This is a genomic window from Amycolatopsis cynarae (assembly GCF_026802195.1).
GTDB classification, from domain to species: domain Bacteria; phylum Actinomycetota; class Actinomycetes; order Mycobacteriales; family Pseudonocardiaceae; genus Amycolatopsis_E; species Amycolatopsis_E rhizosphaerae.
The window spans coordinates 7408602-7433074 of record NZ_CP113836.1; the positions used below are offsets into that span (position 1 = coordinate 7408602).

The following is a 24473-nucleotide window of genomic DNA, read 5'->3' on the forward strand; positions in this document are numbered from 1 at the left end:
ATGCCCGCGTTCCCCAAGGCCGCACGGGAGGCGCTGGCCGACACGCAGTTGCGGCGCAACCTCGCGCACGCGACCGGCACCATCCGCGCCAAGCGCGCCGCCGTGGTCGGCGAGGTCGCGGACTGGGAGGAGCTGCGGCTGGCCGGGGCGGCGATCAAGGACAACACGCTGCGCAATCTCGACGAGCACCTGCTGCGGCTGGAAAAGTCGTTGCAGGACCGGGGCGCGACGGTGCACTGGGCCCGTGACGCGCGGGAGGCGTGCGAGATCGTGGCCGGGATCGCGCGTGGCCACGGCATCGACGAAGTGGTCAAGGTGAAGTCCATGGCCACGCAGGAGATCGGGCTCAACGAGGCGCTCGCCGCGCAGGGCATCGCGGCGTGGGAGACCGACCTCGCCGAGCTGATCGTCCAGCTCGGCGAGGACCTGCCGAGCCACATCCTGGTGCCCGCGATCCACCGCAACCGCGCAGAGATCCGGGAGATCTTCCGCCGCAACATGGCCGCGGCGGGCAGGCCCGCGCCGGAGGACCTGACCGACCGGCCCGCCGACCTCGCCGCCGCGGCGCGCCTGCACCTGCGGGAGAAGTTCCTCCGCGCGCGCATGGCGGTGTCCGGGGCGAACTTCGCGGTCGCCGAGACCGGCACGCTCGTGGTGGTCGAATCGGAGGGCAACGGCCGGATGTGCCTGACCCTGCCGGAGGTGCTGGTCTCCGTCGTCGGGATCGAGAAGATCGTGCCCACCTGGTCCGATCTCGACGTGTTCCTGCAACTGCTTCCGCGCTCCAGCACCGGCGAGCGGATGAACCCGTACACCTCGACGTGGGCGGGGACCACCCCGGGTGACGGGCCGCAGGAGATGCACGTCGTGCTGCTGGACAACGGCCGCACCCGCGCGCTCGCCGACGAGGTGGGGCGGCAGGCGTTGCGCTGCATCCGGTGCTCGGCCTGTCTCAACGTGTGCCCGGTGTACGAGCGCACCGGCGGCCACGCCTACGGCTCGGTGTATCCGGGGCCGATCGGGGCGATCCTCAACCCACTGCTCAAGGGCGTCGGCGTGGACGAGCAGACCGACTCGCTGCCCTACGCCTCCAGTCTGTGCGGGGCCTGTTTCGAGGTCTGCCCGGTGCGCATCGACATTCCGGAGGTGCTGGTGCACCTCCGGTCCGAAGTGGTCGATGCCCATCGGGGCGGGGCGCCGAAACCGGAGGCGGTCGCGATGCGGGCGGCGAGCTGGGTGCTGTCCGATGCGCGGCGGCTCGGCCTCGCCGAGCGCGGGCTCGGTGTGGCGGGCAGGTTACTCGGCCGGTTCGGCCGCCGGGTGCTGCCGGGCGGGCGGCGGGCGCTGGGCCGCCTGCCGTGGCCGGGATCGTTGTGGAGCAATGCCCGCGACCTGCCGGCACCGCCGACTGAGTCGTTCCGGGCGTGGTGGCGTCGTACCGGGGGAGGCCGTTCGTGAGCGCCCGTGAAGAAATCCTCGCCGCGGTGCGTGCGTCGCTGCGCCAGGCGGACCGGAGTGAAGCGACCGTTCCACGCGGATACCGGTCCGCGCCGCCGCTTCCCGACCCGGTGGGGCTGTTCGCCGAGCGCGTGCGCGACTACCGGGCGGCGCTCAGCCGGTGCGCGGAATCCGAACTGCCCGCGGCGATCCGCGCCGCGCTGGGTCCCGCGCGGCGGATACTGGTGCCCGAGGGTTTCCCCGTCCCGGTCGAGGGTTCGGTGCCCGGCACCGGCGAGACCGCCGCGGAGCTCGACACCTTCGATGCCGTGGTGACCGTCGCCGCGCTGGGCATCGGGACCACCGGCACCATCGTGCTCGACCACGGCCCGGGGCAGGGGCGGCGGGCGCTGAGCCTGGTGCCCGATCTGCACGTGTGCGTGCTCCGCGAGGACCAGATCGTGTCCGGCGTGCCGGAGGCCGTCGCGGCGCTCGACCCGCGGCGCCCGCAGACGTGGATCAGCGGGCCGAGCGCGACCAGCGACATCGAGCTCGACCGGGTGGAAGGGGTGCACGGGCCCCGCACGCTGCACGTCATCGTGGTGGCGCCCGCCTGAAGCGGCCGCGCACGGCACGGCTCGCCCCGGCCCCGGGGGAGTGGCCAGTTCCGCATAGGAAGGTCGTGAATCAAGGGCTGTTCTCGCGGCCGAGAAGGAGCCCTCGAGTGAGCTCTCGATCCCGATCCCGCCGGTCACTGACGTTCCTTAGTGGGGGCGGTCGGCCCGGTCGCGGATCGGCCCGCGCAGGCGTCGACGGTCCGCGGCCATGGCCACCCTCACGGATGCCACGAGTGCCGCTACGCCTGCCGCCCAGATAAGGGGGAGCCAGATCTGGATCGACGCGATGTTCACGATGCTCAAGTGCAGCCGGGCGACGGCCACCATGATCAACGCCAGCGGCAGGACGGTGCCCAGGGCGCTGACCCGGCTGTATCCGAACCGGATGAACAAGGGGAACTGGATCGCGACGTTGAGGACGAACAGTGCCCAGGACAGCGTCAGCACCGTCACGAGAGTACGGCCGTCGAACGGAACGGCGTGGGCGCGCGCGAGGAGAAGAGCCAGCGCCGTGCCCACGATGGCGGTGGCGAGAAAGCTGGCCAGGGCCCAGGCGTAGCGCCCGTACAGCACCGAGCGGCGGGACAGGGGCAGGACCGCGTACAGGGTCTCCAGGCCCGCCTTGTCGGCGATCAGGAACGGGTAGGCGGCGATCTGCGAGGTGAGGAGGAGAACGAGCGCGGGCAGGACCATCATGGGGTTGCTGTTGGCGAGAGTGACGACCAGCAGGCCGAACAGCACGAGGCCCTGGTTGCGATATGGCGCGACGGTGCGCAGGTCCAGCAAGGCCATGCGGGCAACGGCGTTCATGCGATCCCCCTGGTGGACAACGAAGAACCGGGCCGGTCGGTGGAGCCCGCATCCGGATTCCCCTTGGGAACCCGGGATCCGATGTGGACGGCGATCTCTTCGAGGGTGGGCGGCTCGACGAGGACGTCCTCATCGAGAAGATCGGCTTCCTCGGTGCGCACGAGAGCCTGCACTCCGGCCGGGGTCCGCCGGACACCGATCAACTGGACGCCGACGAGGTCGGTCAGGTCGTCCGGGCCGCCACGCACGACGCGGTAGGCCTCCAGGAGTTCGTCCTTGGTGCCGGTCGAAACGATGCGACCGCCGTCGATGAGCGTCACGTAGTCCCCGATGCGCTCCAAATCGGACGTGATGTGCGTGGAGAAGAGGACACTGTGCCCCTCCTCGACGAGAAAGTCCCCGATGATGCCGATGAGCTCCTCGCGGGCAACGGGGTCCAGACCACTGGTCGGCTCATCGAAGACGAGCAACTTTGCCTGGTGCGACAGCGCCACGGCGATCATGAGTTTCATGCCCATGCCACGCGACAGGTCTTTGACCTTGGCTCGGGGGTCCAGGGCGAAGTCGTCGAGCAACTGCCGGTAGCGCACGCCGTCCCAGCGGTCGTAGAAGGGGCGAAGCGCCCGTTCGACCTCCGCCAGCCGCCAGTCACCCACGAGGTAGGTGTGGTCGAGCACCACCCCGACCTCCTGACGCACGGCGACCGATCCGGGCATCCGGTGGCCGAGCAGTTCGATCTCACCGGTGTCGATCCGGCGCATGCCCAGCAGGCAGCGAATCGTCGTTGTCTTGCCGGCGCCGTTGGTGCCTATCAAGCCCATGACGTAGCCCGTGGGCAGTTCGAAACTCACATCGCGCAGTGCGAAGCTGTCGCCCACCGCGGTGCTTACGCCGCGCAGGGCGAACGCGAGGTCGGTGCTCACTGATGGATCCTCCGGTTTCCAGGCATGTTCCTGCGTGGTGACCTGCTAGCGGATGGCGTCCTGCTGCTCGGCATGCATCAGCCCGTCCAGGATCTGGATGAGATCGTCTCGGTCGAGACCGGCCCGCCGGGCGGCGTCCAGTGCCGTCTGCAGGCCGTCTTCCACCTGGCGCAGAAGCTGTTCCCGTACGAGGGCCGAGTCCAACGGCAGCACGTAGGCGCCCTTGCCGGGGACCGTGGCGATGAAGCCTTCGGTGGCCAGTTCGGTGTAGGCGCGGGTGGTGGTGATGACGCTGATCCGCAGGTCACGCGCGAGGGTGCGGACCGAAGGCAGCGCGGTGCCCTCGGCGAGCTCGCCCGACAGGATGGCCGCCATCACTTGCTCTTTGATCTGTTGGTAGAGCGGCACACCGGCTTTGTTGGACAACACCACCCGCACGACGATCCTCGATCCCCCCGCACTGACTGTATATGGACACTATATACAGTCAGTGCGGGGGTGAGCAAGCTTCCTGCCGGGGACCGCTCGGCGGATCGACAGGACTGACGACCAAGGGTCAGACTGTGTCGCGAACCGTGTTCGCGACACTCTGATTGGACACACCCCAGAGTTCGGCGATCCGGCCGTCTGCCACCCGGAACATCTCCAGCATGGTGAACTCTTCGCCAGGGAACCCGGACACGGTGGCCCGCAAGGCCACCCGCTCGCCGTCAGTCACCACGTCTTCGACGACGGTGCGCATCTCCGGGAACTTCTGGGCGGCGATGTTCCACACCTCCTTCACGTGCTCGACCCCCGATCTCTGCAGCGGGTGGCTGAAGAAGTCCGGGGTGAAGATGTCGTCGGCCGCGTCGAAGTTCCTGCTGTTGAAGGCTTCGTGCATGCGGTAGGCGAGGGAGCGTGTGTCGGTCATTCCATCTCTCCTTAACGATCGGACAGTAAGTTGGAGCTTGGCCAACTTACCGATCGGTTGTCAAGTAGAGTGCATCCGTGACCGACGATCCCGACACCCGCGAGCGCATCCTGACGATCGCACTGGAGTTGTTCGCGGCGCAGGGCTACGCGGGGACCTCGATCGCCCACATCACGGGCAGGCTGGGCACGAGCAAGGCCGCGCTGTACTACCACTTCGGTTCGAAAGCGGAAATTCTCGACGCCCTGCTCGCCAAGCCGTTCGCGGCCTACGCACGCCTCGTCGAATCAGGACCGCGCAGCCCGGACGACCTGCTCGCAGCGGTCATTGACACCACCGCCGAATCGCACGATGTCGCCAACCTGATCGCGAACGATCCGTCGGCACGAGCGGTGCTACGCGAGCGGACCCGCCAACTCGATGCCGACGAAATCAACGAGGCTCTCCTTGCCGAGCTCGCCGGGCCTCGGCCGAGTGTGGCCCGGCGTGTGCGCGCGCATGCCGCCTATGCTGTGGCCAAACAAGCGACCCTGACCCTCCTGTCGGCAACCGGACGCATCACACCAGCCACCCGAGTCGAAATCCTCGCCGCCGCGCTCCGCGCGCTCGGCAACTCCTAGCCGCAGTCGAACAGGACGCCGGCGCTGGCGGAGTCCGGGCCGATCGCGGCGGCGGGGACGGGGCGGCACTGCCGCGTGAACCACGCGATCCGCTCGACGATCGGGCTGGAACCCGGCACCACGGACCCGCCGCCGCTGCCCTTGAAGTGCAGGAACACCGCGGGCAGCAGCACGAACCGGGCCCGGCCGCCGTGCACCCAGGCGGCGAGTTGCCCGGCGGTGGGTGCCGGGTCGAGACCGAGGTAGCCGCCCAGTGGCACCACGGTGGCGTTTCGGTGGATCAGGTACGGGTCCGCGCCGTAGCTCCCGCCTTCGACGGCGAGCGCGATGGGCAGGCCCGGGGCTTTCGCGGACGCGTAGCGCAGCATTTCGTCCTGACCGGCGGTGAGCGTGGCCGCCGAGTCCATGAACGCCGCGTAGGCCGCCGCGTCGCCGCCCTTCAGTGTCGCACCCAACCCGGCGGCGGCGTCCCGGGCGGGGCCCGCGCTCGGATCGGCCGCCGCGAGGACGTCCGGTTCGGCGGCCGCGGTGTCGAGTACGTACGCGGCCGGGCCGGCCAGGATCGCCACCAGACCGGCGATCAGTGCCGGGTACCGCCGCCGCGTCAGCACGCCCAGCGCCGCCGCCAGGCCGAGCACGACGACGGCGTAACGCAGCCACGGCAGCCAGCCCGGCGTGCGGGAAAGGAACAAAAAGGACAGTGCGGTGGTCCCGGCGATGGCCACGGGCAGCAGCACCCCGGCCTTCGCCCCGGCCCGGTACCAGGCCGCGCAGGTGACGAGTCCGGCGGCGGCCGCCGCGGCCACGGCCGGGGCCAGCAGCGAGGTGTAGTACCCGTGGAAGATCCCGCCGGTGAAGGAGAACACCAGGCCGTAGACGATCAGCCAGCAGCCCCACAGCAGCCAGCCCGCCCGCCGGCGCGCGGTCCCGGCCCGGCGGCGCACCCCCTGCCAGGCGGCGACCGCGACCGAAACCAGGGCCAGCGGCAGCAGCCAGGCGATCTGGCCGCCCAGTTCGGTGTCGAACAGCCGCAACGGGCCGGGGGAGCCACCGAAATCCGTGCCGAGCGTGCCGCCCAGCGCCGAAAGCGATCCGGTGTCGGCACCGACAAGGCGGCCGAAACCGTTGTAGCCCAGGATGAGCTGCCAGATCGAGCCATCACCGGTGCTGCCCACGAACGGCTTGTCGCCGGGCCAGAGGCTGACCAGCAGGGGCCACGACAACGAGACCGCGAGCATGACCACCCCGGCGAGCGCGAGCCGGGCCACCTTCCGACGCCGCGGGACAGGGGCGGTGAGGTAGGCGGCGGCCAGCGCCGGGAGCACCGCCCACGCCACCAGCATCTTCGTCAGGAACCCCAGCCCCGTCAGCGCACCCGCACCGGCGAGCCACCCGGCATGCCCGTCTTCGGCCGCGCGCGTCGCGCAGTAGGCCGCGAGCAGCAGGATCAGTACCAGCAGGCTGTCGGGAGTGTCGTCCCGGCTGATCGCGGTGGTGATCGGGCACAGCACCAGCAGGGCCGCGGCGAGCAGTGCGGTGGCCGGGCCCGCCCACCGCCGCACCACGCGGTGCAGCACGAACACCGCGGCGACCCCCTCGGCCGCCTGGATGGCCGCGATCAGCCACCAGTGGTACCCGACCGCCCAGGCCGCGGCGGCCTGCACCCAGAACGCGAGCGGCGGCTTGTCCAGGGTCACCACCCCGGCCGGGTCGTACCCGGCGAACAGGAACGCCCTGGCGCTGTGCGCCATCGAGCGGATGGCGGCCGCGTAGTAGGGCTGGAAGGTCCGCCCCGCCGGTGACCAGACGTAGAGCGCCGCGGCGGCGAGTAGCAGGGCACCCAGCGCGACGCGCTCGAAACGGATTCGCTCCTGGACCGGTACTCGAAGGGGCATGGGGGAACTCAACCGTGATCGGCCGCCCGGCGCGTCGGCCCACAAGCCGAGATTCCCCTCCACCCCTGGGTCTACTCCAGTGGTCCGGTCAGCGGCGGGTGATGTTCCGGAGGCTGCGCACCACGCTTATGCACTCGTCCTCGACGTAGTCGAGTCCTGCCTCCATCGCGATGCGGCGGGCCTCGGGCGAGACGATTCCTTCCTGCAGCCACAGGGATCTCGCGCCGATCTCGACGGCCTGGTGTGCGATCCCGGGAGCCTCGGCGGCCGGGCGGAACACGTCGACGAGGTCCACGGGCTCGGGGATGTCGGTGAGCGAGCGGTACACCCGCTCCCCGAGCAGTTCGTCGGCCGACGGGTGGACCGGGATGATCCGGAATCCGGCGGCCTGCATGCTCTTGGGCACCGCGTGCGCCGCCTTGGCCGGGTTCCGGCTCAGGCCGACGACCGCGATGGTGTTCGCGGAGGACAGGGCACGTTCAGCGATATCGACCATGATCACCTCAAGTGGTGTGTTGAACGGTTTGCGTGGCGGATTCTCCGGTTCAGCGAACCACCACGGTGTGCTCGCCGCGGGGCAGCAGCTCGCCGACGACCGGCGCCCCGGGGATCTCCCCGGCGACCAGCAGGCCGCCGGAGGTCTGCGCGTCGGCCAGCAACAGGGCCTCGTCCTCGCCCACCGCCGAAAGGTCCGCGTGCGGGCGCACCCAGTCGAGGTTGCGGCGGGTGCCGCCGCTGACATAGCCCGCCGCCAGCGCCTCCCTCGCACCCTCCACATAGGACACACGAGCGGCTTCGACGACGGCGGTCACCCCGCTGGCCCGCGCGAGCTTGTGCAGGTGGCCCAGCAGGCCGAACCCGGTGACGTCGGTGGCGCACCGGGCCCCCGCCGCGACCGCCGCGGAGGCGGCGTCCGCGTTGAGGGTCGTCATCACCTCGATCGCCTCGTCGAACCGCTCGCCGGTGGCCTTGTGCCGGGCGTTGAGCACGCCGATGCCCAGCGGTTTGGTCAGCGAGAGCGGCAGCCCGGGGCGGCCCGCGTCGTTGCGCAGCAGCCGCCGGGGATCGGCGAGCCCGGTCACGGCGAGCCCGTACTTCGGTTCCGGGTCGTCCACGCTGTGCCCGCCCGCGAGGTGGCAGCCCGCCTCGGCGCAGATCTCCAGCCCGCCCCGCAGCGTCTCGGTGGCCAGCTCGAACGGCAGCACCTCCCGCGGCCAGCCGAGCAGGTTCACCGCGACCACCGGCCTGCCGCCCATGGCGTAGACGTCGGACAGCGCGTTGGCCGCCGCGATGCGCCCCCAGTCGTAGGCGTCGTCCACGACCGGGGTGAAGAAGTCGGTGGTGGCGATCAGGGCGAGATCGTGCTCGATGCGGACCGCGGCGGCATCATCCCCGGAGTCCAGCCCCACGAGCAGTTCGCCGTGCGCGTCGCGGGGGCGCGGCGCCCCGGTCAGCCCGCGCACCACGTCCTCGAGCTCCCCGGGCGGGATCTTGCACGCGCAGCCGCCGCCGTGCGCGTACTGGGTCAGTCGGTAGCCCATGGGTTCATGCTGCCCCGTCCGGCGGGACTCCGCTGGGTGTCCGTTTCCTGGGGCCGCGTCACGGCTTGTTCAGGTAGGCGAGGACGGCGAGGACCCGGCGGTTGCCGCGGTCGTCGTCCGTGATGCCGAGTTTGGCGAATATCGACGTGGTGTACTTGCTGATGGCGCTTTCGCTGAGGAACAGCCGACCGGCGATCGCCTGGTTGGACAGTCCTTCCGCCATGAGGGCGAGCACGGAGCGTTCGCGTTCCGTGAGCCGTTCGAGTCGCCGGTTCGAGGTCCCGGCGGAGAGCAGTTTGCCGATGACGGCCGGGTCCATGGCGGTCCCGCCGTCGGCGACGCGTTTCAGCGCGTCGATGAACTGGTCCGCGTCGAAGACACTCTCCTTGAGGAAGTAGCCGATCCCCCCGGCACCGTCGGCCAGCAGCTCGCGGGCATACAGCTGTTCGACGTGCTGGGACAGGATCAGGACCGGAAGCCCGGGCAGTTCGCGGCGGGCGGCGAGGGCCGCCCGCAGGCCTTCGTCGGACTGGGTCGGCGGCATGCGGACGTCGATGACGGACACGTCCGGCCGCCATTTCAGCAGCGCGCCGAGCGTCTCGGGCCCGGTGGCCGCCGTCGCCACCACCTGGTGTCCATAGGCCTCGACGAGGCGAACCATTCCGTCGCGCAGGAGGTAGAGATCCTCGGCTATCACGATTCGCATGGCACCACTATTCTCGCGCGGGTCGGCCCGCCCGCCGGGCTGGTGATCTCGCACGTGCCGTCGAAGGCCGCGAGACGGCGGCGCAGTCCCGCGAGTCCGCCGTCGGCTCGCACGCCGGCTCCGCCCCGCCCGTCGTCTTCGACCTCCACGACCAGCTCGGTGCCGTCCCGCGTGATGGAGATCCGCGCCCGGTTCGCGTGGGCGTGCTTGACGGCGTTGGTCAGCAGTTCGGCGATGCCGAAGTACACGGCGGATTCGATCGGCGGGTCCAGGTGCAGCCGGTCGTGGGCGGTGACGGTCGTTTCGAGCGGGCTGTCCAAGGCGAGCGCGCGCACGGCATCGACGAGTCCTCGCTCGTTCAGCACCGGCGGGCTGATGCCCCTGACCAGGTCACGGAGCTCGGTCAGCGACGTCGCGGCCCCGGCCTTCGCCTCCCGCAGCAGCGCCTTGGCCCGAGCGGGGTCGGTTTCCATCAGCTTCTCCGCGGTCGCGAGGGACAGCCCGAGCGCGACCAGGCGCGCCTGGGCTCCGTCGTGCAGGTCCCGCTCGATCCGGCGGATCTCGGCGGCCTGCGCGACCGTGATGTCCGCGCGCTGCTCCGTCAGCTCGTCCACCCGTTCCGCCAGCGCCATCGCCGTTGACGGGCGCAGGAAGCGGACGGCAACCGGCTCGACGGATCGCCAGGCGTACGGGGCGCTGCCGACGGCCACGGCCACGCCGAGCACCCCGATGACACGCGGGGCGAGCGACGGCTGGGCGAGTCCGAGTACGGCCGCCGCGATCCCGGCGGGCGGAACGGCCGCCGTCACGCCCATGGTGATCGGTGCGATCGCCAGGAACCGCAGGTCACGCCAGGTGGCCGGGTCGTGCCACCGGGTCCGCCACCGCTGGTCCTGGCGGGCGTCCCGCCGGGTGCGCTCGTAGGAGTACCCGTTCCACCAGTACCCGGTCGACAGGCGCGTCACCGCCGGAGCCTGCCGGTATCCGCCGGGGATGACGGTGCCGGTCCACTTCGAGACAAGGGAGCGGACCAGCCGGCAGACCGGACGGGACAGGGCGAAGGTGCCGATGCACGCCCACAGGAACGGCACTGTCCCCGACCACGGGTTCCCGCCCCACAGGATGATCCACAGCGCCACGGCGGCGGCCCACACGGCCGGGACCAGCATGGCGACCACCACCACGACGCACGCCCGCGCGAACCCCACGCAGGCGCTCGCCGTCCACGACCTCAGCCGTCCCATGATCCTCTCCCGTCCGGACCGGTTCGCGGTCCACTCTGCACCGCCCGGAGCCCGATTCCCGGCGGATCGGGGAAGAAGTGGGTCCAGGCCCACCCCGGAGTGCGTCCAGGCCCATACCGGCGCGGCCGCGTGCTCCCTAACTTTGGGCTCCACAGCGGACCTGTGAAGGAAGAAGGAGACATGGAAAACGCACCGGTGGGCAGGGGACTGGCCAAGGTGAAGAGGTTCGTCGCGGTCTACGGCGCGGTGAGTGTCGCGGTCCTCGTGGTGGTCGTAATTCTCTCGGTCAAGGGGAGCGAGGTGACCTCGTTCATGTGGGGACGGACGGGCGGAATGCTCGCGAGCGCCGCGGTGACCTACTGGCTGACCGTCCTCGCGTCACGGGGAGCACGATGGGCCTACGTCCGGGTGCGCATCATCTCCGTCGTCGTACCGATCGCGATCATCGCCATCGACAGCGTCCCCGGCGCCCTCCCGCCGTGGTTCGTCGCGATGCAGATCGCGGGCGCCCTCACCCTCGTCCCCGCCGCGTTCGCCGTCAACCGGTCCGACCTGCGTGCCGCCTTCTCCAAGCCGTGAGTGTTCGAGCGGGGCCTGTTTGCTCCGAATGATTCGGAGCAAACAGGCCCCGCTGCACAACCGGGACGGGGGCGGCTGAGTCGCGGGACGGGGGCAGCGCTGCGATCATCGGATTCATGGCACGGGGAGGCGTATCCGGTCTGGTGACCGGCGCGGTCTTCAAAACCGTTGAGCGGCAGGTCCTGTCGCTGGCGGGTTCGATTCCCGTCCGTCTCCGCCAGGGCCTCACGGGCTCCGGGGGGACCGGTGGCTGATCCCCGCAGCAGGGTCCCCCGCACCGACACCCTCCTGGCCCACCCGCGGATCGCCGAGGCCGAGCGGGTGCTGGGACGCGCCGTGGTGAAATCGGTGATCAGCGCCGCGCAGCAGCGGGCGCGGGCCGGGGAGATCGACCCGGCGGACGTGGCGCAGGAGGCGATCGCGGCCCTGCCCGCCACCGCGTCGAGCCTGCGGCCCGTGCTCAACGCGACCGGCGTCGTCGTGCACACCAATCTCGGCCGGGCCCCGCTGTCCCCGGCGGCGCTGGAGGCGGTAGTCGCCGCGGGCGGCACCACCGATCTGGAGTTCGACCTCGCCACCGGCAGGCGCTCGCGACGCGGCCGGGGCGCGCTCGACGCGCTGGCGGCGGCCGTCCCGGGCGCCGAGGCGGTGCACGTGGTGAACAACAACGCCGCCGCGCTGCTGCTGGCCGCGCTCGTGCTGGCGCCGGGGCGCGAAATCGTGCTCAGCCGGGGAGAGCTGGTGGAGATCGGCGACGGCTTCCGCATCCCGGAGCTGCTGACCTCGGCCGGGGCCCGGCTGCGCGAGGTCGGCACCACCAACCGCACCGCGTTGCGGGACTACGCGGAGGCGATCGGCCCGGACACCGGGTTCGTGCTCAAGGTCCACCCGTCGAACTTCCTGATCACCGGGTTCACCTCGGCGGTGGGGGTGCGGGAGCTGGCCGGGCTCGGGGTGCCGCTGGTCGTCGACATCGGTTCCGGTCTGCTCGCGCCGCATCCGCGGCTGCCGGACGAACCGGACGCGGCGAGCGTGCTGGCCGACGGCGCCGATCTGGTCACCGCGAGCGGGGACAAACTGCTCGGCGGGCCGCAGGCCGGGCTGCTGCTGGGCAGGGCGGAGCTCGTCGAGCGGTTGCGCCGGCATCCCGCGGCCCGGGCACTGCGGGTGGACAAGCTGACCCTCGCCGCGCTGGAAGCCACCCTGATCGGGCCGCCATCTCCGGTGGCCAGGGCGCTCGCGGCCGACCGGAGCGAGTTGCGCGCGCGGGCCGAGCGGCTCGCCGCGCGCATACCCGGCGCCGTGGCGGTCGACTGCGCCGCGGCCGTCGGCGGGGGCGGCGCGCCGGGGGTGGAGCTGGCCAGCGCCGCCGTGAGCCTGCCCGAGAGCTGCGCGGTCCCGCTGCGCACGGGTCGTCCCGCGGTGGTGGGGCGGCTGGAACGGGGCCGCTGCCTGCTCGACCTGCGCACGGTCGATCCGGCCGACGACGAGCTGCTGCTGGCGGCGGTGCGCCGATGTTCGTCGTAGCCACCGCCGGGCACGTGGACCACGGCAAGTCCACCCTGGTGCACCGCCTCACCGGGATGTGGCCGGATCGGCTCGCCGAGGAGCGCCGCCGCGGGCTGACCATCGATCTCGGCTTCGCCTGGACCGAAGTCGACGGCAGGCGGATCGCCTTCGTCGACGTGCCGGGGCATGAACGGTTCGTGCCGAACATGCTGGCCGGGGTGGGCCCGGTGCCCGCCGTGCTGTTCGTGGTCGCCGCGGACGAGGGCTGGATGCCGCAGTCGGGCGAACACCTGGCCGCGCTCGACGCGCTCGGCGTCCGGCACGGCCTGCTGGCGATCACCAAGGCCGATCTCGCCGATCCCGCGCCCGCCGCCGCGCAGGCACTCGAACGCTTCGAGGGCACCTCGCTCGGACGTCCGCCGGTGGTGGTGGCGACCGAGCTCGGCGCGGTGCGGGCGGGGCTGGTGACGCTCGTGGACCGGCTGCCTCCGCCCGCGCCGGACGCGGACGTGCGGTTGTGGATCGACCGTTCCTTCACGGTGCGCGGGGCGGGCACGGTGGTCACCGGCACGCTCGCCGCGGGCACCCTCCGGCTGGGGGACGAACTGGAGCACGCGGGGCGACGGGTGACCGTGCGTGCCCTGCAGTCCCTGGGCACCGGGGAAGAAGAGGTCACGGCGGTCGCGCGAGTCGCGGTGAACCTCCGCGGGGTCGACCGGCAGGAGATCACCCGCGGTGACACGCTGTGCACGCCGGGAGCCTGGCTCACCACGGGCGAGGCCGACGTCGCCCTGCGCCGCCCCGGCGAGCTGCATCGGGACCTCGTGCTGCACCTCGGCTCGGCCGCGGTGCCGGTGCACGTCCGTCCACTCGGGACGAACGCCGCCCGCTTGCGGCTCGCGCGGGAACTGCCGTTGCGCGTCGGGGACCGCGGTCTGCTGCGCGATCCCGGTGAGCACCGGATCGCCGCGGGCGTCGAGGTGCTCGACGTCCGCCCACCGCCGCTGCGGCGGCGCGGGGCCGCGCGGGCGCGGGCGGAGGAACTGGCGACCGGCCGGATCGGGCCGCCGGAGATCGCCACGGCCGCCGAACTGCGCGCGATGGGCCTGCCCGTGACCGGGCTGCGGATCGGCGCGTGGGTGGTGGACCCGGACTGGTGGGCGCGGCGGCGCGAACAGGCGCTCGCCAGCGTCGCGGCCTGGTCGGCGCGCCACGAGGTCGAGGCGGGGATGCCGGTCGAAGCGCTGCGCAAGGACCTCGGCCTGCCCGCCGCGGAACTCGTGCCGGAGCTGCTGAGCGGGACCGGCCTGGAACTCGCCGGTGGCCGGGTACGACGGCCCGGCACCGCCCTCCCGGAACGGGTGGAGCGGGCGATCCGAGCCGTGGAACGGCGGCTGGCCGAACGGCCGTTCCGTGCGCCCGAAGCCGACGAACTGGCCGAACTCGGCCTCGGACCGCGTGAGCTGGCCGCCGCGGTCCGCGCCGGACGCCTGGCCCGCCTCGCCGAGGGGGTCGTGCTCGGGCCCGATGCGCTGGATCGGGCCGCCACCCTGCTCACCGCGTTGCCGGAGCCGTTCACGGTGAGCGAGGCACGCCGCGTGCTCGGCACCACGCGGCGCGTCGCGGTACCGCTGCTGGAGCAGCTCGACGCCCGGCGGGTGACCCGGCGCCATCCCGACGGCACCCGAAGCACTGCGAGATCGTCAGAGCGGCGCTAGCGTGGTTCCCGTGGGTGTGCGGGACTGGATCGAGGGCTGGCCGGTCTACCGGCAGCTGACCGGCGCGGATCCGCTCGGCCGCGGCAAGGCCGCGAAGTCGGCCCGTTCGCGTGCCCTGGCCCCCCGCACCCGCTCCGCCGACCGGGTCGTCCGCTCGGTCTGCCCGTACTGCGCCGTCGGCTGCGGCCAGAAGGTGTACGTGCGCGACGGGAAGGTCACCCAGATCGAGGGCGATCCCGATTCCCCCATCTCACGCGGCAGGCTGTGCCCCAAGGGCTCGGCGAGCAAACAGCTCGTCACCAGTCCCAGTCGCGTCACCGAGGTGCTCTACCGGCGTCCCCACGGCCGGGAATGGGAACGGCTGGACCTCGACCAGGCGATGGACATGATCGCCGAGCGGGTCCTGCGGACCCGTCGCGAGACCTGGCAGGACACCGACGAGGACGGCCGCACGCTCAAGCGCACCCTCGGTTTCGCCAGTCTCGGCGGTGCGACGCTGGACAACGAAGAGAACTACCTGATGAAGAAGCTGTACACCGCGCTCGGCGCGATACAGATCGAAAATCAGGCGCGTATTTGACACTCCTCCACGGTTCCCGGTCTGGGGACCTCCTTCGGGCGCGGCGGTGCCACGACCTTCCAGCAGGATCTCGCCAACGCGGACTGCATCCTCATCCAGGGCTCGAACATGGCCGAATGCCATCCCGTCGGGTTCCAGTGGGTGATGGAGGCCAAGGCGCGGGGGGCGCGGATCATCCACGTCGATCCGCGGTTCACCCGCACCAGCGCGGTCTGCGACCAGCACGTCCCGCTGCGCGCGGGCACCGACATCGCCTTCCTCGGCGGGCTCATCGCATACGTCCTGAACAACGGGAAGGACTTCCGCGAGTACGTGCTGGCCTACACCAACGCCGCCGCGATCCTGCGTGAGGACTTCGCCGACACCGAGGACCTCGACGGCCTGTTCTCCGGTTACGAGCCGGAAAGGCGGTTCTACGACATCGAAAGCTGGGCCTACGAGGACACCGAGGCCGCCGCGGCGGCAGGGCGCCGCGAGAGCCCGGGAGAACACCACAAGGCGACCGCGCGGGCGGAGAAGTACGGCTCCGGCGGGGCGACCATGCGCGTCAAGCCGAAGCTGGACGAGACGCTCACCCATCCCCGCTGCGTCTACCAGGTGCTCAAACGGCACTTCGCGCGCTACACCCCGGAACTGGTCGAAGAGGTGTGCGGGGTGCCGAAGGAGGAGTTCCTCAAGGTGGCCGAGGCCGTCACCGAAAACTCCGGGCGCGAGCGCACCACGGCGCTGGTCTACTCGGTGGGCTGGACCCAGCACACGGTGGGCGCGCAGAACATCCGCGCGGGCGCGATCCTGCAGGCCCTGCTGGGCAACATCGGACGGCCCGGCGGCGGCATCCTCGCCCTGCGCGGGCATGCCAGCATCCAGGGCTCCACCGACATCCCGACCCTGTTCAACCTGCTTCCCGGGTACATCCCGATGCCCAGCGCCCACGAGCACCTCGACCTCGACACCTTCGTGGAGGCCGACGCGGGCCGCACCGGGTTCTGGGGCAACATGCGGTCCTACACGGTGAGCCTGCTCAAGGCGTACTGGGGCGAGCACGCCAGGCCGGACAACGACTTCTGCTTCGACCACCTGCCCCGCATGACCGGGGACCACGGCACCTACGCCACCGTGATGAACCAGATCGCGGGGGAGTGCAAGGGATATTTCCTGGTCGGCGAGAACCCGGCGGTCGGTTCGGCCAACGGGAAACTGCAGCGGCTGGGTCTGGCCAATCTGGACTGGCTGGTGGTGCGCGACCTGCAGCTCATCGAGAGCGCGACGTTCTGGCGGGACGGCCCCGAGATCGAGACCGGTGAGCTGCACACCGAGGAGATCGGCACCGAGGTGTTCTTCGTGCCCGCCGCCGCGCACACCGAGAAGGACGGCAGCTTCACCAACACCCAGCGGCTGTTGCAGTGGCACCACAAGGCCGTCGAACCGCCGGGGGCCGCGCGCAGTGAGTTGTGGTTCTACTACCACCTGGGCCGGATCATCCGGGAGAAGCTGGCCGGCAGCACCGATCCGCGTGATCTGCCGATCCAGCAGCTCGCCTGGGACTACCCGACGCACGGCGAAACGGCGGAGCCCAGTGCCGACGCCGTGCTCGCCGAGATCAACGGCTACGGGCCGGACGGGCCGCTTTCCTCCTACACGCAACTGGCCGACGACGGTTCCACCTCGTGCGGCTGCTGGATCTACTGCGGCGTCTACGCGGGCGGGCGCAACCAGGCGGCGAACCGGCAGCCCGGTGCCGAGCAGAACTGGGTCGCGCCGGGCTGGGGCTGGGCGTGGCCGGCGAACCGGCGCATCCTGTACAACCGCGCCTCCGCCGACCCCGACGGAAAGCCTTGGAGCGAAAGGAAACGCTACGTCTGGTGGGACGGCGCCGACGGCCGTTGGACCGGCGCGGACGTGCCCGATTTCGAACCGCGGAAGCCGCCGGACTACCGCCCGCCGGAGGGGGCGGAGGCACAGGACGCGCTGGCCGGGGTGGATCCGTTCATCATGCAGTCCGACGGGAAGGCCTGGCTGTTCGCGCCCGCGGGTCTCACCGACGGACCGCTGCCCACGCACTACGAGCCGTACGAGTCCCCTGTGGACAATCCGCTGTACCGCCAGCGGGAGAACCCGGCACTGGAGACCTACCGGCACGCGGGCAACCCGTACAACGACCGGCGGTTCCCGTACGTGTTCACCACCTACCGGCTCACCGAGCACCACACGGCGGGCGGGATGAGCCGGACCCTGCCCTACCTGTCCGAGCTGCAGCCGGAGTTCTTCTGCGAGGTTTCGCCCGAGCTGGCCGCCGAACGCGGGCTGCGGCACGGCGGCTGGGCCACGATCATCACCGCGCGCACCGCGGTCGAGGCGCGAGTGCTGGTCACCGACCGGATGGCTCCCCTGCGCGTCAAGGGAAAGGTGATCCACCAGGTCGGCCTGCCCTACCACTGGGGGCGGCGCGGACTGTCCACAGGGGACTCCGCGAACGATCTGCTGTCGATGGTGCTCGACCCGAACGTGCACATCCAGGAGGCGAAGGCGGCCACCTGCGACATCCGCCCCGGCCGCCGTCCGCAGGGGGCCGCACTACTCCGTCTGGTTGAGCAGTACCGCTGACTCACCCGCCCGGGTTTGACCTCGGAGCGTCCCGGGTAGCCGACGCTGCGTAGGAGAGGAGCCCGACATGGACACCAATGCCTATGTGGCTTTCCTTGCGGTGGGGGTCCTGATGGTCGTGATCGACGGTCAGATCATCTACCACGGCGGTAAGCGCTATCTGGAAAACGCAAACGGCAACCCCGGTGCCGGGGCCTCGATGACCCGGTTGATCGTCGTGCTGTTCCACCTGGTCGTGCTCGGCGCGCTCGCGTTGCTGTCCACGGTCGGCTTCCCCGGCGGCAGCTCGCTGCCCGCCGTGGTGGGGCGGCTGGGCGTGATGTTCCTGGTGCTGGCACTGGCGCACGCCATCACGCTGAGCGTCCTCGCGCGCATGCGGGAGGAGCAGGTCGTCGAGGACATCACCCTGCGCGGCCGCGCCGCGGAAACCCGGGTGCGCCCGGCGGATCCGCGCTCGTTCGACCAGCAGGTCCAGGAGCCGGTGATCAACCCGGTACCGGGGCAGGAGGGGCGCGCGCCGCACGTCAGCCCCGACCTCGGCCAGGGGTAGTGGCGCCGGATTCGTTACTGTCGCCAGGACCGCTTCTCCTGGGGGGACACGATGAAGGTCTGGCTGATCACCGGAACGTCGCGAGGATTCGGCCTGGCGATCGCGCGCCGGGCGCTGGCGGGCGGGGACGCGGTGGTGGCAACCGCCCGGAACCCGGCATCACTTGAGACGGAGCTCGCCGAGTACGGCACGCGTTTGCTCCCGCTCCCGCTGGACGTCACCGACGAGGCGCAGGCCGGGCGCGTCGTGGAGTCGGCGGTGGAGCGCTTCGGCGGAATCGACGTGCTGGTCAACAACGCTGGGCGGGGGCTGTTCGGGGCGGTCGAAGAAAGCTCACTCGCCGAGGCCAGAGCGGTGTTCGACACCAACCTGTTCGGCGTGCTGTCCGTGGCCAGGGCGGTGCTGCCGGTCTTTCGGCGCCAGAAGCGCGGACAGGTGATCGCGATCAGTTCGATGGGCGGGTTCTCCTCGGGCGCCGGGTTCGGCGTGTACGCGGCCAGCAAGTTCGCGCTGGAAGCGCTGCACGAGGCGATGGCCGAGGAACTGGCGCCGTTCGGTATCCGGGTCACGCTCGTCGAGCCAGGCGTCTTCGCGACCGAATTCGCCACCCTGGGCAGCCAGCGGGTGGCGGAGCCGATCGCCGACTACGTCACGCCCACCTACGCCCGCGACGCTCCTGGCGACCGGAAGCCGGGCGACCCCGTATGGGCGGCGGAGGAGATCTTCGCGCTCACTCGCCGCACGGACGCGCCCCTCCGGCTGCCCCTCGGCGAAGACGCGGTCGCCAGGATCCGGGCCAAGCTCGCCCGGGTCGCCGCGGATGCCGACGCCGCTCCCGCCGTCCCGTGACACCTTCGGCAGCTTGCGGGGACGAGCTTGGGACTCGCAGCACCCCTCACGGCACTGCCCGTAGGTAGCGCTCGCCGAGGGCGCGCAGGTGCTCGACCAGTTCGGGTGGTTCGGTGACGGTGAAGTCCATGCCCAGCATGCCGACGTAGACGGCGAGCGTTTCCAGTGAGTCCGCGCCGGTGACCAGCACGCAGGTCCGCTCGTCGACCGGCTCCACCGTGCCCACGCTGGGATTGATCCGGTCGGTCACCTCGGCCGCGGGCGCGTGCACGGTGACCCGCGCGTGGTAGCGCCAGGCCGCCGCGGAAGCCCCGCGCATCACCCGGTCGGCGACATCCTGGGGCAGTTCACGGGGCGTGAACCGGGGGCCGGTGGGGGTTCGGGGTTCGAGCCGGTCCACGCGGAAGGTGCGCCAGTCGCCGCGTTCGACGTCCCAGGCCACCAGGTACCAGCGGCGGCCCCAGTTCACCATCCGGTACGGCTCCACGACGCGGCGGCTGGTGTTTCCGTCGTGGGAACGGTAGTCGAACCGCAGCCGCTCATGGTCCCGGCAGGCGGCGGCGATGGTGCTGAGCACCTCGCCGGCGACCCGCGGCCCGTCCTCGGTGGACGCGCGCACCGAGTAGGTCTGCAAGGCGTTGACCCGGCGCCGAAGCCGGGACGGCAGCACCTGTTCGAGTTTGGCGAGCGCCCGCAGCGAGGTCTCCTCAACCCCGGCGATCGTGCCGCCGGCCGCGGTGCGGAGGCCGATGGCGACCGCCACGGCCTCCTCGTCGTCGAGCAGCAGGGGAGGCAGGGCGGCTCCGGCTCCGAGCCGGTAACCGCCGGTGGCGCCGCGCGTGCCGTGCACCGGGTAGCCGAGGGTCCGCAGCCGCTCGACGTCGTTGCGCACGGTCCTGGGACTGACTTCGAGCCGTTCGGCAAGCTCGGCACCGGTCCAGTCGCGCGGGGTCTGCAACAGGGACAGCAGGCGCAGTAGGCGCGCCGAGGTTTCCAACATTCTCCGAGTATCTCCGAAATATAGGAACGAGGTGTTCCTAATACCCTCCTAGCGTTGGGGACATGACGGAGAACACCGAGATCAAGCCCTTCCGCGTCGACGTCCCGCAGGCGGACCTGGACGACCTGGCCGACCGGCTGGCGCGCACCCGCTGGGCCTGCAACGAACTGCCTGCCGAGGACCGGCCGCAGGAGGGGCCGGTGCTGCCGGGCTGGGAGTACGGTGTGCCGCTGAGCTACCTCAAGCCGCTCGTCGAGTACTGGCGCACCGGCTACGACTGGCGGAAGTGGGAGGCGAGGCTCAACGCCCACCCGCAGTTCACCACCGAGATCGACGGCCAGAACATCCACTTCCTGCACGTGCGCTCGCCCGAACCGGACGCCACGCCGCTGATCCTGACCCACGGCTGGCCGAACTCGGTGGTCGAGTACCTCGATCTCATCGGCCCGCTGACCGACCCCCGCGCGCACGGTGGCGACCCGGCGGACGCCTTCCACGTCGTCATCCCGTCGATTCCCGGTTTCGCGTTCTCCGGCCCGACCACGGAACGGGGCTGGCACCAGTACCGGATGGCGAGGGCGTGGGCCGAACTGATGCGGCGCCTCGGCTACGAGCGCTACGGCGCGCACGGCAACGACGGCGGCTCGATGATCTCGCCCGAGGTGGGGCGCTGCGATCCGGAGCACGTGATCGGGGTGCACGTCACCCAGATCTTCTCCTTCCCCAGCGGCGACCCGGCGGAGCTGGAGGGGCTGACGGAGAAGGAAACGGAGCACCTGAAGTTCCTGCAGTCCTTCAACAGCGAAATGTCCGCCTTCGCCCAGTTGCAGGGCACCAAACCGCAGAACGTCACGCACGCCCTGTCGGATTCGCCGGTGGGTCAGCTCGCCTGGACGGCGCAACTGCTGGGGGCCGCCGACGACGACCACGTCCTGACCAACGCCACGATCTACTGGCTGACCAACACCGCGGCGTCCTCGGCCCGGTTCTACTACGAGGACCACCACGCCGAGCACCCGAAGGAGCCGACCACGGTGCCGATCGGCCTGGCCAGCTTCGCCCACGATTTCAGGCCGCTGCGCCGGTTCGCCGAGCGCGACCACCGGAACATCGTGTCGTGGCACGAGTACGACCGGGGCGGCCACTGGGCGACCCAGGATGCGCCTGACTTGCTCCTCGGCGACATCCGCGCTTTCTTCGGCTCGCTCCGTTAATCCGTCCGGTGGCCCCGGCGCCGCCAAAGGGCGGTGCCGGGGGCCAGTTCTCTACAGAACGTTGACGATCGGCACGTAGCTGTAGACAATTGGTCCATGACGAAGGTGTCATTCGATCGGCATCCGAGCACCTACCGGCACTGGCACCTGCGCATCGAGCCCCCGGTCGCCTGGCTCGAGATGGACGTCGATCCCGGCGGTGGCCTCGTCGAGGGCTACGAACTCAAGCTCAACTCCTACGATCTCGGCGTCGACATCGAACTCTACGACGCCGTGCAGCGCCTGCGCTTCGAACACCCCGAGGTGGGCGCGGTGATCATCACCAGCGCCAGGGAAAAGGTGTTCTGCGCGGGCGCGAACATCCGGATGCTGGCCGACTCCCCGCACGAGTGGAAGGTGAACTTCTGCAAGTTCACCAACGAAACCCGCAACGGCATCGAGGACGCGACCGACAACTCCGGGCAGGTCTACCTCGCCGCGGTGAACGGGAGTTGCGCGGGCGGCGGCTACGAGATCGCCTTGGCCTGCGAGGAGATCCTGCTCGTCGACGACAATTCCTCCACCGTCTCGCTGCCGGAGGTGCCGCTGCTGGGGGTCCTTCCCGGCACCGGGGGCCTGACCCGCGTGGTGGACAAGCGGCGGGTCCGCAAGGACCGGGCCGACGTCTTCGCCACTCGCCCGGACGGGGTGAGGGGCCGGACCGCGGTGGACTGGAAGCTCGTCGACCGGCTGGTGCCGCGTCAGGAGTTCCGCGAAGCCGTCGCGGCGCGGGCACGGGAACTGGCCGCGGGGACCACCCGCCCCGCCGACGCGAAGGGCGTGGAGCTCGCGCCCCTCGAACGCAACGAGACCGACGACGGGATCGCGTATCCGAACGTCACCGCGGAGTTCGATCGCGGGCTCGGCGTCGTCACGGTCACCGTGCGCGGTCCGGGCGGTGAGGACTGGCTGTTCGCGCTGACCCGTGAACTCGACGACCTCATCCTGCGGTTGCGCACCAACGAACCCGAGCTGGGCACCTGGGTCTTCCGCACGGAAGGCGACGCCGAGGCCGTGCTCGCCCACGAGCGTGCGCTTCTGGCCAGGGAAGACTGGCTGGGTAACGAAATCGTCCACTACTACAAGCGCACGCTCAAGCGCCTGGACGTCACCAGCCGGAGCCTGATCGCGTTGATCGAGCCGGGCAGCTGCTTCGCCGGGGTGCTGCTGGAGCTGGCGCTGGCGTGTGACCGTCAGTACATTTTGGACGGTCCGCCGATCGACGACGAGGACAGCGAGGAGCGCGCGGCGATCGTGCTGTCGGAAGCCAACTTCGGGATGTTCCCGATGGGCAACGGCCTGTCCCGGCTCGAATCGCGGTTCTACCGGGAAGACGAGCACCTCGACTGGCTCAAGCGCGAGCGTGACCGTCCGCTCAGCCCGGCCGAGGCGGTCGAACTCGGGCTGGTCACCGACGCGCCGGACGACATCGACTGGTCCGACGAAATCCGGATCGTGCTGGAGGGCCGGGCCGCGCTCAGCCCCGACGCGCTGACCGGGATGGAGGCCAACCACCGGTTCGTCGGTCCCGAAACCATCGAGACGAAGATCTTCGGGCGGCTCACCGCCTGGCAGAACTGGATCTTCACCAGACCCAACGCCTCCGGTCCGGAGGGCGCCCTGCGCCGCTACGGTACCGGGCAGAAGGCGACCTTCGACCGCAAGCGGGTGTGACTGTGCCGGAGAAGATCGATTACGACAGCAAGATCCCGAACAACGTCAACCTGGCCGAGGACCGGCGGCTGCAGCGGGCACTGGAGGGCTGGCAGCCGAAGTTCCTCAACTGGTGGGCCGAAATGGGGCCCACCCTGGAAACGCAGGGCGTGTACCTGCGCACCGCGGTCAGCGTCGGTCGCGAGGGCTGGGCGCATTTCGACCACGTGCACGTGCCGGACTACCGGTGGGGCATCTTCCTGGCCGAACGGGATCCGGACCGCCGGATCGCCTTCGGTGAACACAAGGGCGAACCGGCCTGGCAGCAGGTGCCGGGCGAGTACCGGGCCGATCTGCAACGGCTGATCGTCATCCAGGGCGACACCGAGCCCGCCTCGGTGGAGCAGCAGAAACTGCTGGGCCTGACCGCGCCCAGCCTGTACGACCTGCGCAACCTGTTCCAGGTCAACGTGGAAGAGGGCAGGCACCTGTGGGCGATGGTGTACCTGCTGCACGCCTACTTCGGCAGGGAGGGCCGCGAAGAGGCCGAAGCGCTGCTGCACCGCAACTCCGGCAGCCCGGACTCGCCGCGCATCCTCGGCGCGTTCAACGAGGAGACGGCGGACTGGCTCGCCTTCTACATGTTCACCTACTTCACGGACCGGGACGGCAAGTACCAGCTCGGCACGCTCAAGGAATCCGGGTTCGACCCGCTGTCGCGCACCTGTGAGTTCATGCTCAAGGAAGAGGCGCACCACATGTTCGTCGGCACCACCGGGGTGGACCGGGTGGTGCAGCGCAGCGCCGAGCTGATCCGCGAGCACGACACCACCGACATCGGGCGCTACGGCGGGATCCCGCTCGATCTCGTCCAGCGCTACCTCAACTTCCACTACAGCGTTTCGCTGGACCTGTTCGGCAGCGAGACCTCGACCAACGCGGCGAACTACTACACGGCCGGACTCAAGGGCCGCTGGCTCGAATCGCGCCGCAAGGACGATCACAAGCTCACCGAGGACAGCGCCGAACTGCGGCGCCCGCGCGACGACGGCACGTGGGAGACCGAGGAGCTGCAGAAGATCCTGCTGCTCAACCTCGACCTGCGCACCGAGTACATCGCCGACTGCGAGACCGGGGTCAAGCGGTGGAACCGGATCCTCGAAGACGCGGAAATCCCGTTCCGGTTCCGGCTGCCGCATCCAGCTTTCAACCGCAGGGTCGGCACCAACTCCGGGCACCACATCACGCCGGACGGGACGATCGTGGACGAGGCTGCCTGGGAGGCGAACCGCCGGCAGTGGCTGCCCACCAGCGAGGACTACGCGTTCGTCCGTTCGCTGATGCGCCCGGTGTACGAGCGGGGCAAGATCGCCAGCTGGGTCGCGCCCCCGCGCCAGGGAATCAATGGCAAACCCTTCGATTACGAGTACGTTTACCTCTGACTGACGTGGACCGGGCGGCGGCCGGAAGGC

At 70.7% G+C, this 24473-nt stretch carries 22 protein-coding genes and 1 tRNA gene; 13 read left to right on the forward strand and 10 right to left on the reverse strand.

Going from position 1 to position 24473, the window contains the following annotated elements; all coding sequences use genetic code 11:
- Positions 1–1458: a lactate utilization protein B gene (locus ORV05_RS36000; RefSeq protein WP_268760051.1), complete on the forward strand. Its 1458-nt coding sequence runs from the start codon at positions 1–3 to the stop codon at positions 1456–1458.
- Positions 1455–2054, forward strand: a complete 600-nt coding sequence (locus tag ORV05_RS36005; RefSeq protein WP_268756321.1) for a LutC/YkgG family protein — start codon at positions 1455–1457, stop codon at positions 2052–2054. The genes ORV05_RS36000 and ORV05_RS36005 overlap by 4 nt, the downstream gene beginning before the upstream one ends.
- A 147-nt stretch (positions 2055–2201) precedes the next feature.
- Here ORV05_RS36005 and ORV05_RS36010 read toward each other — a convergent pair whose 3' ends face one another.
- The 4 genes from ORV05_RS36010 to ORV05_RS36025 all read right to left on the reverse strand — a co-directional run bounded on the left by ORV05_RS36010 (position 2202) and on the right by ORV05_RS36025 (position 4700).
- Positions 2202–2864 carry an ABC-2 transporter permease gene (locus tag ORV05_RS36010; protein ID WP_268756322.1) on the reverse strand — a complete coding sequence of 221 codons (663 nt, stop codon included), beginning with the start codon at positions 2862–2864 and terminating at the stop codon, positions 2202–2204.
- Entirely contained in the window at positions 2861–3787 is a 927-nt protein-coding gene (locus ORV05_RS36015) for an ABC transporter ATP-binding protein (RefSeq protein WP_268756323.1), read from the reverse strand. Before ORV05_RS36015 ends, ORV05_RS36010 begins: the two co-directional genes overlap by 4 nt.
- A 45-nt stretch (positions 3788–3832) precedes the next feature.
- On the reverse strand, positions 3833–4162 hold the full coding sequence (locus ORV05_RS36020) for a GntR family transcriptional regulator (RefSeq protein ID WP_268756324.1): 330 nt from the start codon (positions 4160–4162) through the stop codon (positions 3833–3835).
- Between the two features lie 181 nt (positions 4163–4343).
- Positions 4344–4700 (reverse strand): ester cyclase, encoded by a 357-nt coding sequence (locus ORV05_RS36025; RefSeq protein WP_268756325.1) that lies wholly within the window; start codon positions 4698–4700, stop codon positions 4344–4346.
- Positions 4701–4777: 77 nt separating this feature from the next.
- Between ORV05_RS36025 and ORV05_RS36030 the strand changes: the two genes are divergently transcribed.
- Positions 4778–5320 (forward strand): TetR/AcrR family transcriptional regulator, encoded by a 543-nt coding sequence (locus ORV05_RS36030; RefSeq protein WP_268756326.1) that lies wholly within the window; start codon positions 4778–4780, stop codon positions 5318–5320.
- Here the strand turns inward: ORV05_RS36030 and ORV05_RS36035 are convergent.
- From ORV05_RS36035 to ORV05_RS36055, 5 genes are all read right to left on the reverse strand, one after another.
- Entirely contained in the window at positions 5317–7215 is a 1899-nt protein-coding gene (locus tag ORV05_RS36035; protein ID WP_268756327.1) for a glycosyltransferase family 39 protein, read from the reverse strand. The two genes, ORV05_RS36030 and ORV05_RS36035, sit on opposite strands and share 4 nt — an antisense overlap.
- A gap of 88 nt (positions 7216–7303) precedes the next feature.
- Positions 7304–7711, reverse strand: a complete 408-nt coding sequence (locus ORV05_RS36040) for a CoA-binding protein (protein ID WP_144587061.1) — start codon at positions 7709–7711, stop codon at positions 7304–7306.
- Between the two features lie 49 nt (positions 7712–7760).
- Complete coding sequence (gene selD / locus ORV05_RS36045) at positions 7761–8756, reverse strand: selenide, water dikinase SelD (RefSeq protein ID WP_268756328.1); 996 nt, start codon at positions 8754–8756, stop codon at positions 7761–7763.
- A gap of 58 nt (positions 8757–8814) precedes the next feature.
- Positions 8815–9462, reverse strand: coding sequence for a response regulator transcription factor (locus ORV05_RS36050; RefSeq protein ID WP_268756329.1), 648 nt, complete (start codon positions 9460–9462; stop codon positions 8815–8817).
- Positions 9450–10706, reverse strand: coding sequence for a sensor histidine kinase (locus ORV05_RS36055; protein ID WP_268756330.1), 1257 nt, complete (start codon positions 10704–10706; stop codon positions 9450–9452). The genes ORV05_RS36050 and ORV05_RS36055 overlap by 13 nt, the downstream gene beginning before the upstream one ends.
- Before the next feature lie 180 nt (positions 10707–10886).
- On the opposite strand from ORV05_RS36055, the gene ORV05_RS36060 reads away from it, so the two are divergent.
- From ORV05_RS36060 to ORV05_RS36090, 7 genes are all read left to right on the forward strand, one after another.
- The gene (locus ORV05_RS36060; protein ID WP_268756331.1) at positions 10887–11285 is read left to right on the forward strand and encodes a hypothetical protein; all 399 of its coding nucleotides are present in this window, start codon (positions 10887–10889) and stop codon (positions 11283–11285) included.
- 125 nt (positions 11286–11410) lie between these two features.
- A tRNA-Sec gene (locus ORV05_RS36065) sits at positions 11411–11505 on the forward strand.
- A gap of 26 nt (positions 11506–11531) precedes the next feature.
- Positions 11532–12812, forward strand: a complete 1281-nt coding sequence (gene selA / locus ORV05_RS36070) for an L-seryl-tRNA(Sec) selenium transferase (RefSeq protein ID WP_268756332.1) — start codon at positions 11532–11534, stop codon at positions 12810–12812.
- Complete coding sequence (locus tag ORV05_RS36075; protein ID WP_268756333.1) at positions 12800–14512, forward strand: selenocysteine-specific translation elongation factor; 1713 nt, start codon at positions 12800–12802, stop codon at positions 14510–14512. The genes selA and ORV05_RS36075 overlap by 13 nt, the downstream gene beginning before the upstream one ends.
- A 10-nt stretch (positions 14513–14522) precedes the next feature.
- Positions 14523–17696: a formate dehydrogenase gene (fdh, locus tag ORV05_RS36080; protein ID WP_268756334.1), complete on the forward strand. Its 3174-nt coding sequence runs from the start codon at positions 14523–14525 to the stop codon at positions 17694–17696.
- A gap of 67 nt (positions 17697–17763) precedes the next feature.
- Positions 17764–18246: a hypothetical protein gene (locus ORV05_RS36085; protein WP_268756335.1), complete on the forward strand. Its 483-nt coding sequence runs from the start codon at positions 17764–17766 to the stop codon at positions 18244–18246.
- A gap of 51 nt (positions 18247–18297) precedes the next feature.
- On the forward strand, positions 18298–19095 hold the full coding sequence (locus ORV05_RS36090; protein ID WP_268756336.1) for an SDR family NAD(P)-dependent oxidoreductase: 798 nt from the start codon (positions 18298–18300) through the stop codon (positions 19093–19095).
- Between the two features lie 46 nt (positions 19096–19141).
- On the opposite strand, the gene ORV05_RS36095 is transcribed toward ORV05_RS36090, so the two are convergent.
- The gene (locus tag ORV05_RS36095; RefSeq protein WP_268756337.1) at positions 19142–20095 is read right to left on the reverse strand and encodes a helix-turn-helix transcriptional regulator; all 954 of its coding nucleotides are present in this window, start codon (positions 20093–20095) and stop codon (positions 19142–19144) included.
- Between the two features lie 62 nt (positions 20096–20157).
- Between ORV05_RS36095 and ORV05_RS36100 the strand changes: the two genes are divergently transcribed.
- The 3 genes from ORV05_RS36100 to boxB all read left to right on the forward strand — a co-directional run bounded on the left by ORV05_RS36100 (position 20158) and on the right by boxB (position 24443).
- Positions 20158–21309: an epoxide hydrolase family protein gene (locus tag ORV05_RS36100; protein WP_268756338.1), complete on the forward strand. Its 1152-nt coding sequence runs from the start codon at positions 20158–20160 to the stop codon at positions 21307–21309.
- Positions 21310–21405: 96 nt separating this feature from the next.
- Positions 21406–23022, forward strand: coding sequence for a 2,3-epoxybenzoyl-CoA dihydrolase (gene boxC, locus ORV05_RS36105; protein WP_268756339.1), 1617 nt, complete (start codon positions 21406–21408; stop codon positions 23020–23022).
- A gap of 2 nt (positions 23023–23024) precedes the next feature.
- On the forward strand, positions 23025–24443 hold the full coding sequence (gene boxB, locus ORV05_RS36110; protein ID WP_268756341.1) for a benzoyl-CoA 2,3-epoxidase subunit BoxB: 1419 nt from the start codon (positions 23025–23027) through the stop codon (positions 24441–24443).
- Positions 24444–24473 lie beyond the last annotated feature (30 nt).

Bases quoted from the DNA above. Each gene is read 5' to 3' on its own strand.
- ORV05_RS36035 (WP_268756327.1), bottom strand. From the start codon at position 7,215: ATGCCCCTTCGAGTACCGGTCCAGGAGCGAATCCGTTTCGAGCGCGTC.
- ORV05_RS36040 (WP_144587061.1), bottom strand. From the start codon at position 7,711: ATGGTCGATATCGCTGAACGTGCCCTGTCCTCCGCGAACACCATCGCG.
- ORV05_RS36095 (WP_268756337.1), bottom strand. From the start codon at position 20,095: ATGTTGGAAACCTCGGCGCGCCTACTGCGCCTGCTGTCCCTGTTGCAG.
- boxC (WP_268756339.1), top strand. From the start codon at position 21,406: ATGACGAAGGTGTCATTCGATCGGCATCCGAGCACCTACCGGCACTGG.
- ORV05_RS36025 (WP_268756325.1), bottom strand. From the start codon at position 4,700: ATGACCGACACACGCTCCCTCGCCTACCGCATGCACGAAGCCTTCAAC.
- ORV05_RS36100 (WP_268756338.1), top strand. From the start codon at position 20,158: ATGACGGAGAACACCGAGATCAAGCCCTTCCGCGTCGACGTCCCGCAG.
- ORV05_RS36010 (WP_268756322.1), bottom strand. From the start codon at position 2,864: ATGAACGCCGTTGCCCGCATGGCCTTGCTGGACCTGCGCACCGTCGCG.
- ORV05_RS36075 (WP_268756333.1), top strand. From the start codon at position 12,800: ATGTTCGTCGTAGCCACCGCCGGGCACGTGGACCACGGCAAGTCCACC.
- ORV05_RS36090 (WP_268756336.1), top strand. From the start codon at position 18,298: ATGAAGGTCTGGCTGATCACCGGAACGTCGCGAGGATTCGGCCTGGCG.
- ORV05_RS36020 (WP_268756324.1), bottom strand. From the start codon at position 4,162: ATGGCGGCCATCCTGTCGGGCGAGCTCGCCGAGGGCACCGCGCTGCCT.
- ORV05_RS36000 (WP_268760051.1), top strand. From the start codon at position 1: ATGCCCGCGTTCCCCAAGGCCGCACGGGAGGCGCTGGCCGACACGCAG.
- ORV05_RS36060 (WP_268756331.1), top strand. From the start codon at position 10,887: ATGGAAAACGCACCGGTGGGCAGGGGACTGGCCAAGGTGAAGAGGTTC.
- ORV05_RS36085 (WP_268756335.1), top strand. From the start codon at position 17,764: ATGGACACCAATGCCTATGTGGCTTTCCTTGCGGTGGGGGTCCTGATG.
- ORV05_RS36050 (WP_268756329.1), bottom strand. From the start codon at position 9,462: ATGCGAATCGTGATAGCCGAGGATCTCTACCTCCTGCGCGACGGAATG.
- ORV05_RS36055 (WP_268756330.1), bottom strand. From the start codon at position 10,706: ATGGGACGGCTGAGGTCGTGGACGGCGAGCGCCTGCGTGGGGTTCGCG.
- selD (WP_268756328.1), bottom strand. From the start codon at position 8,756: ATGGGCTACCGACTGACCCAGTACGCGCACGGCGGCGGCTGCGCGTGC.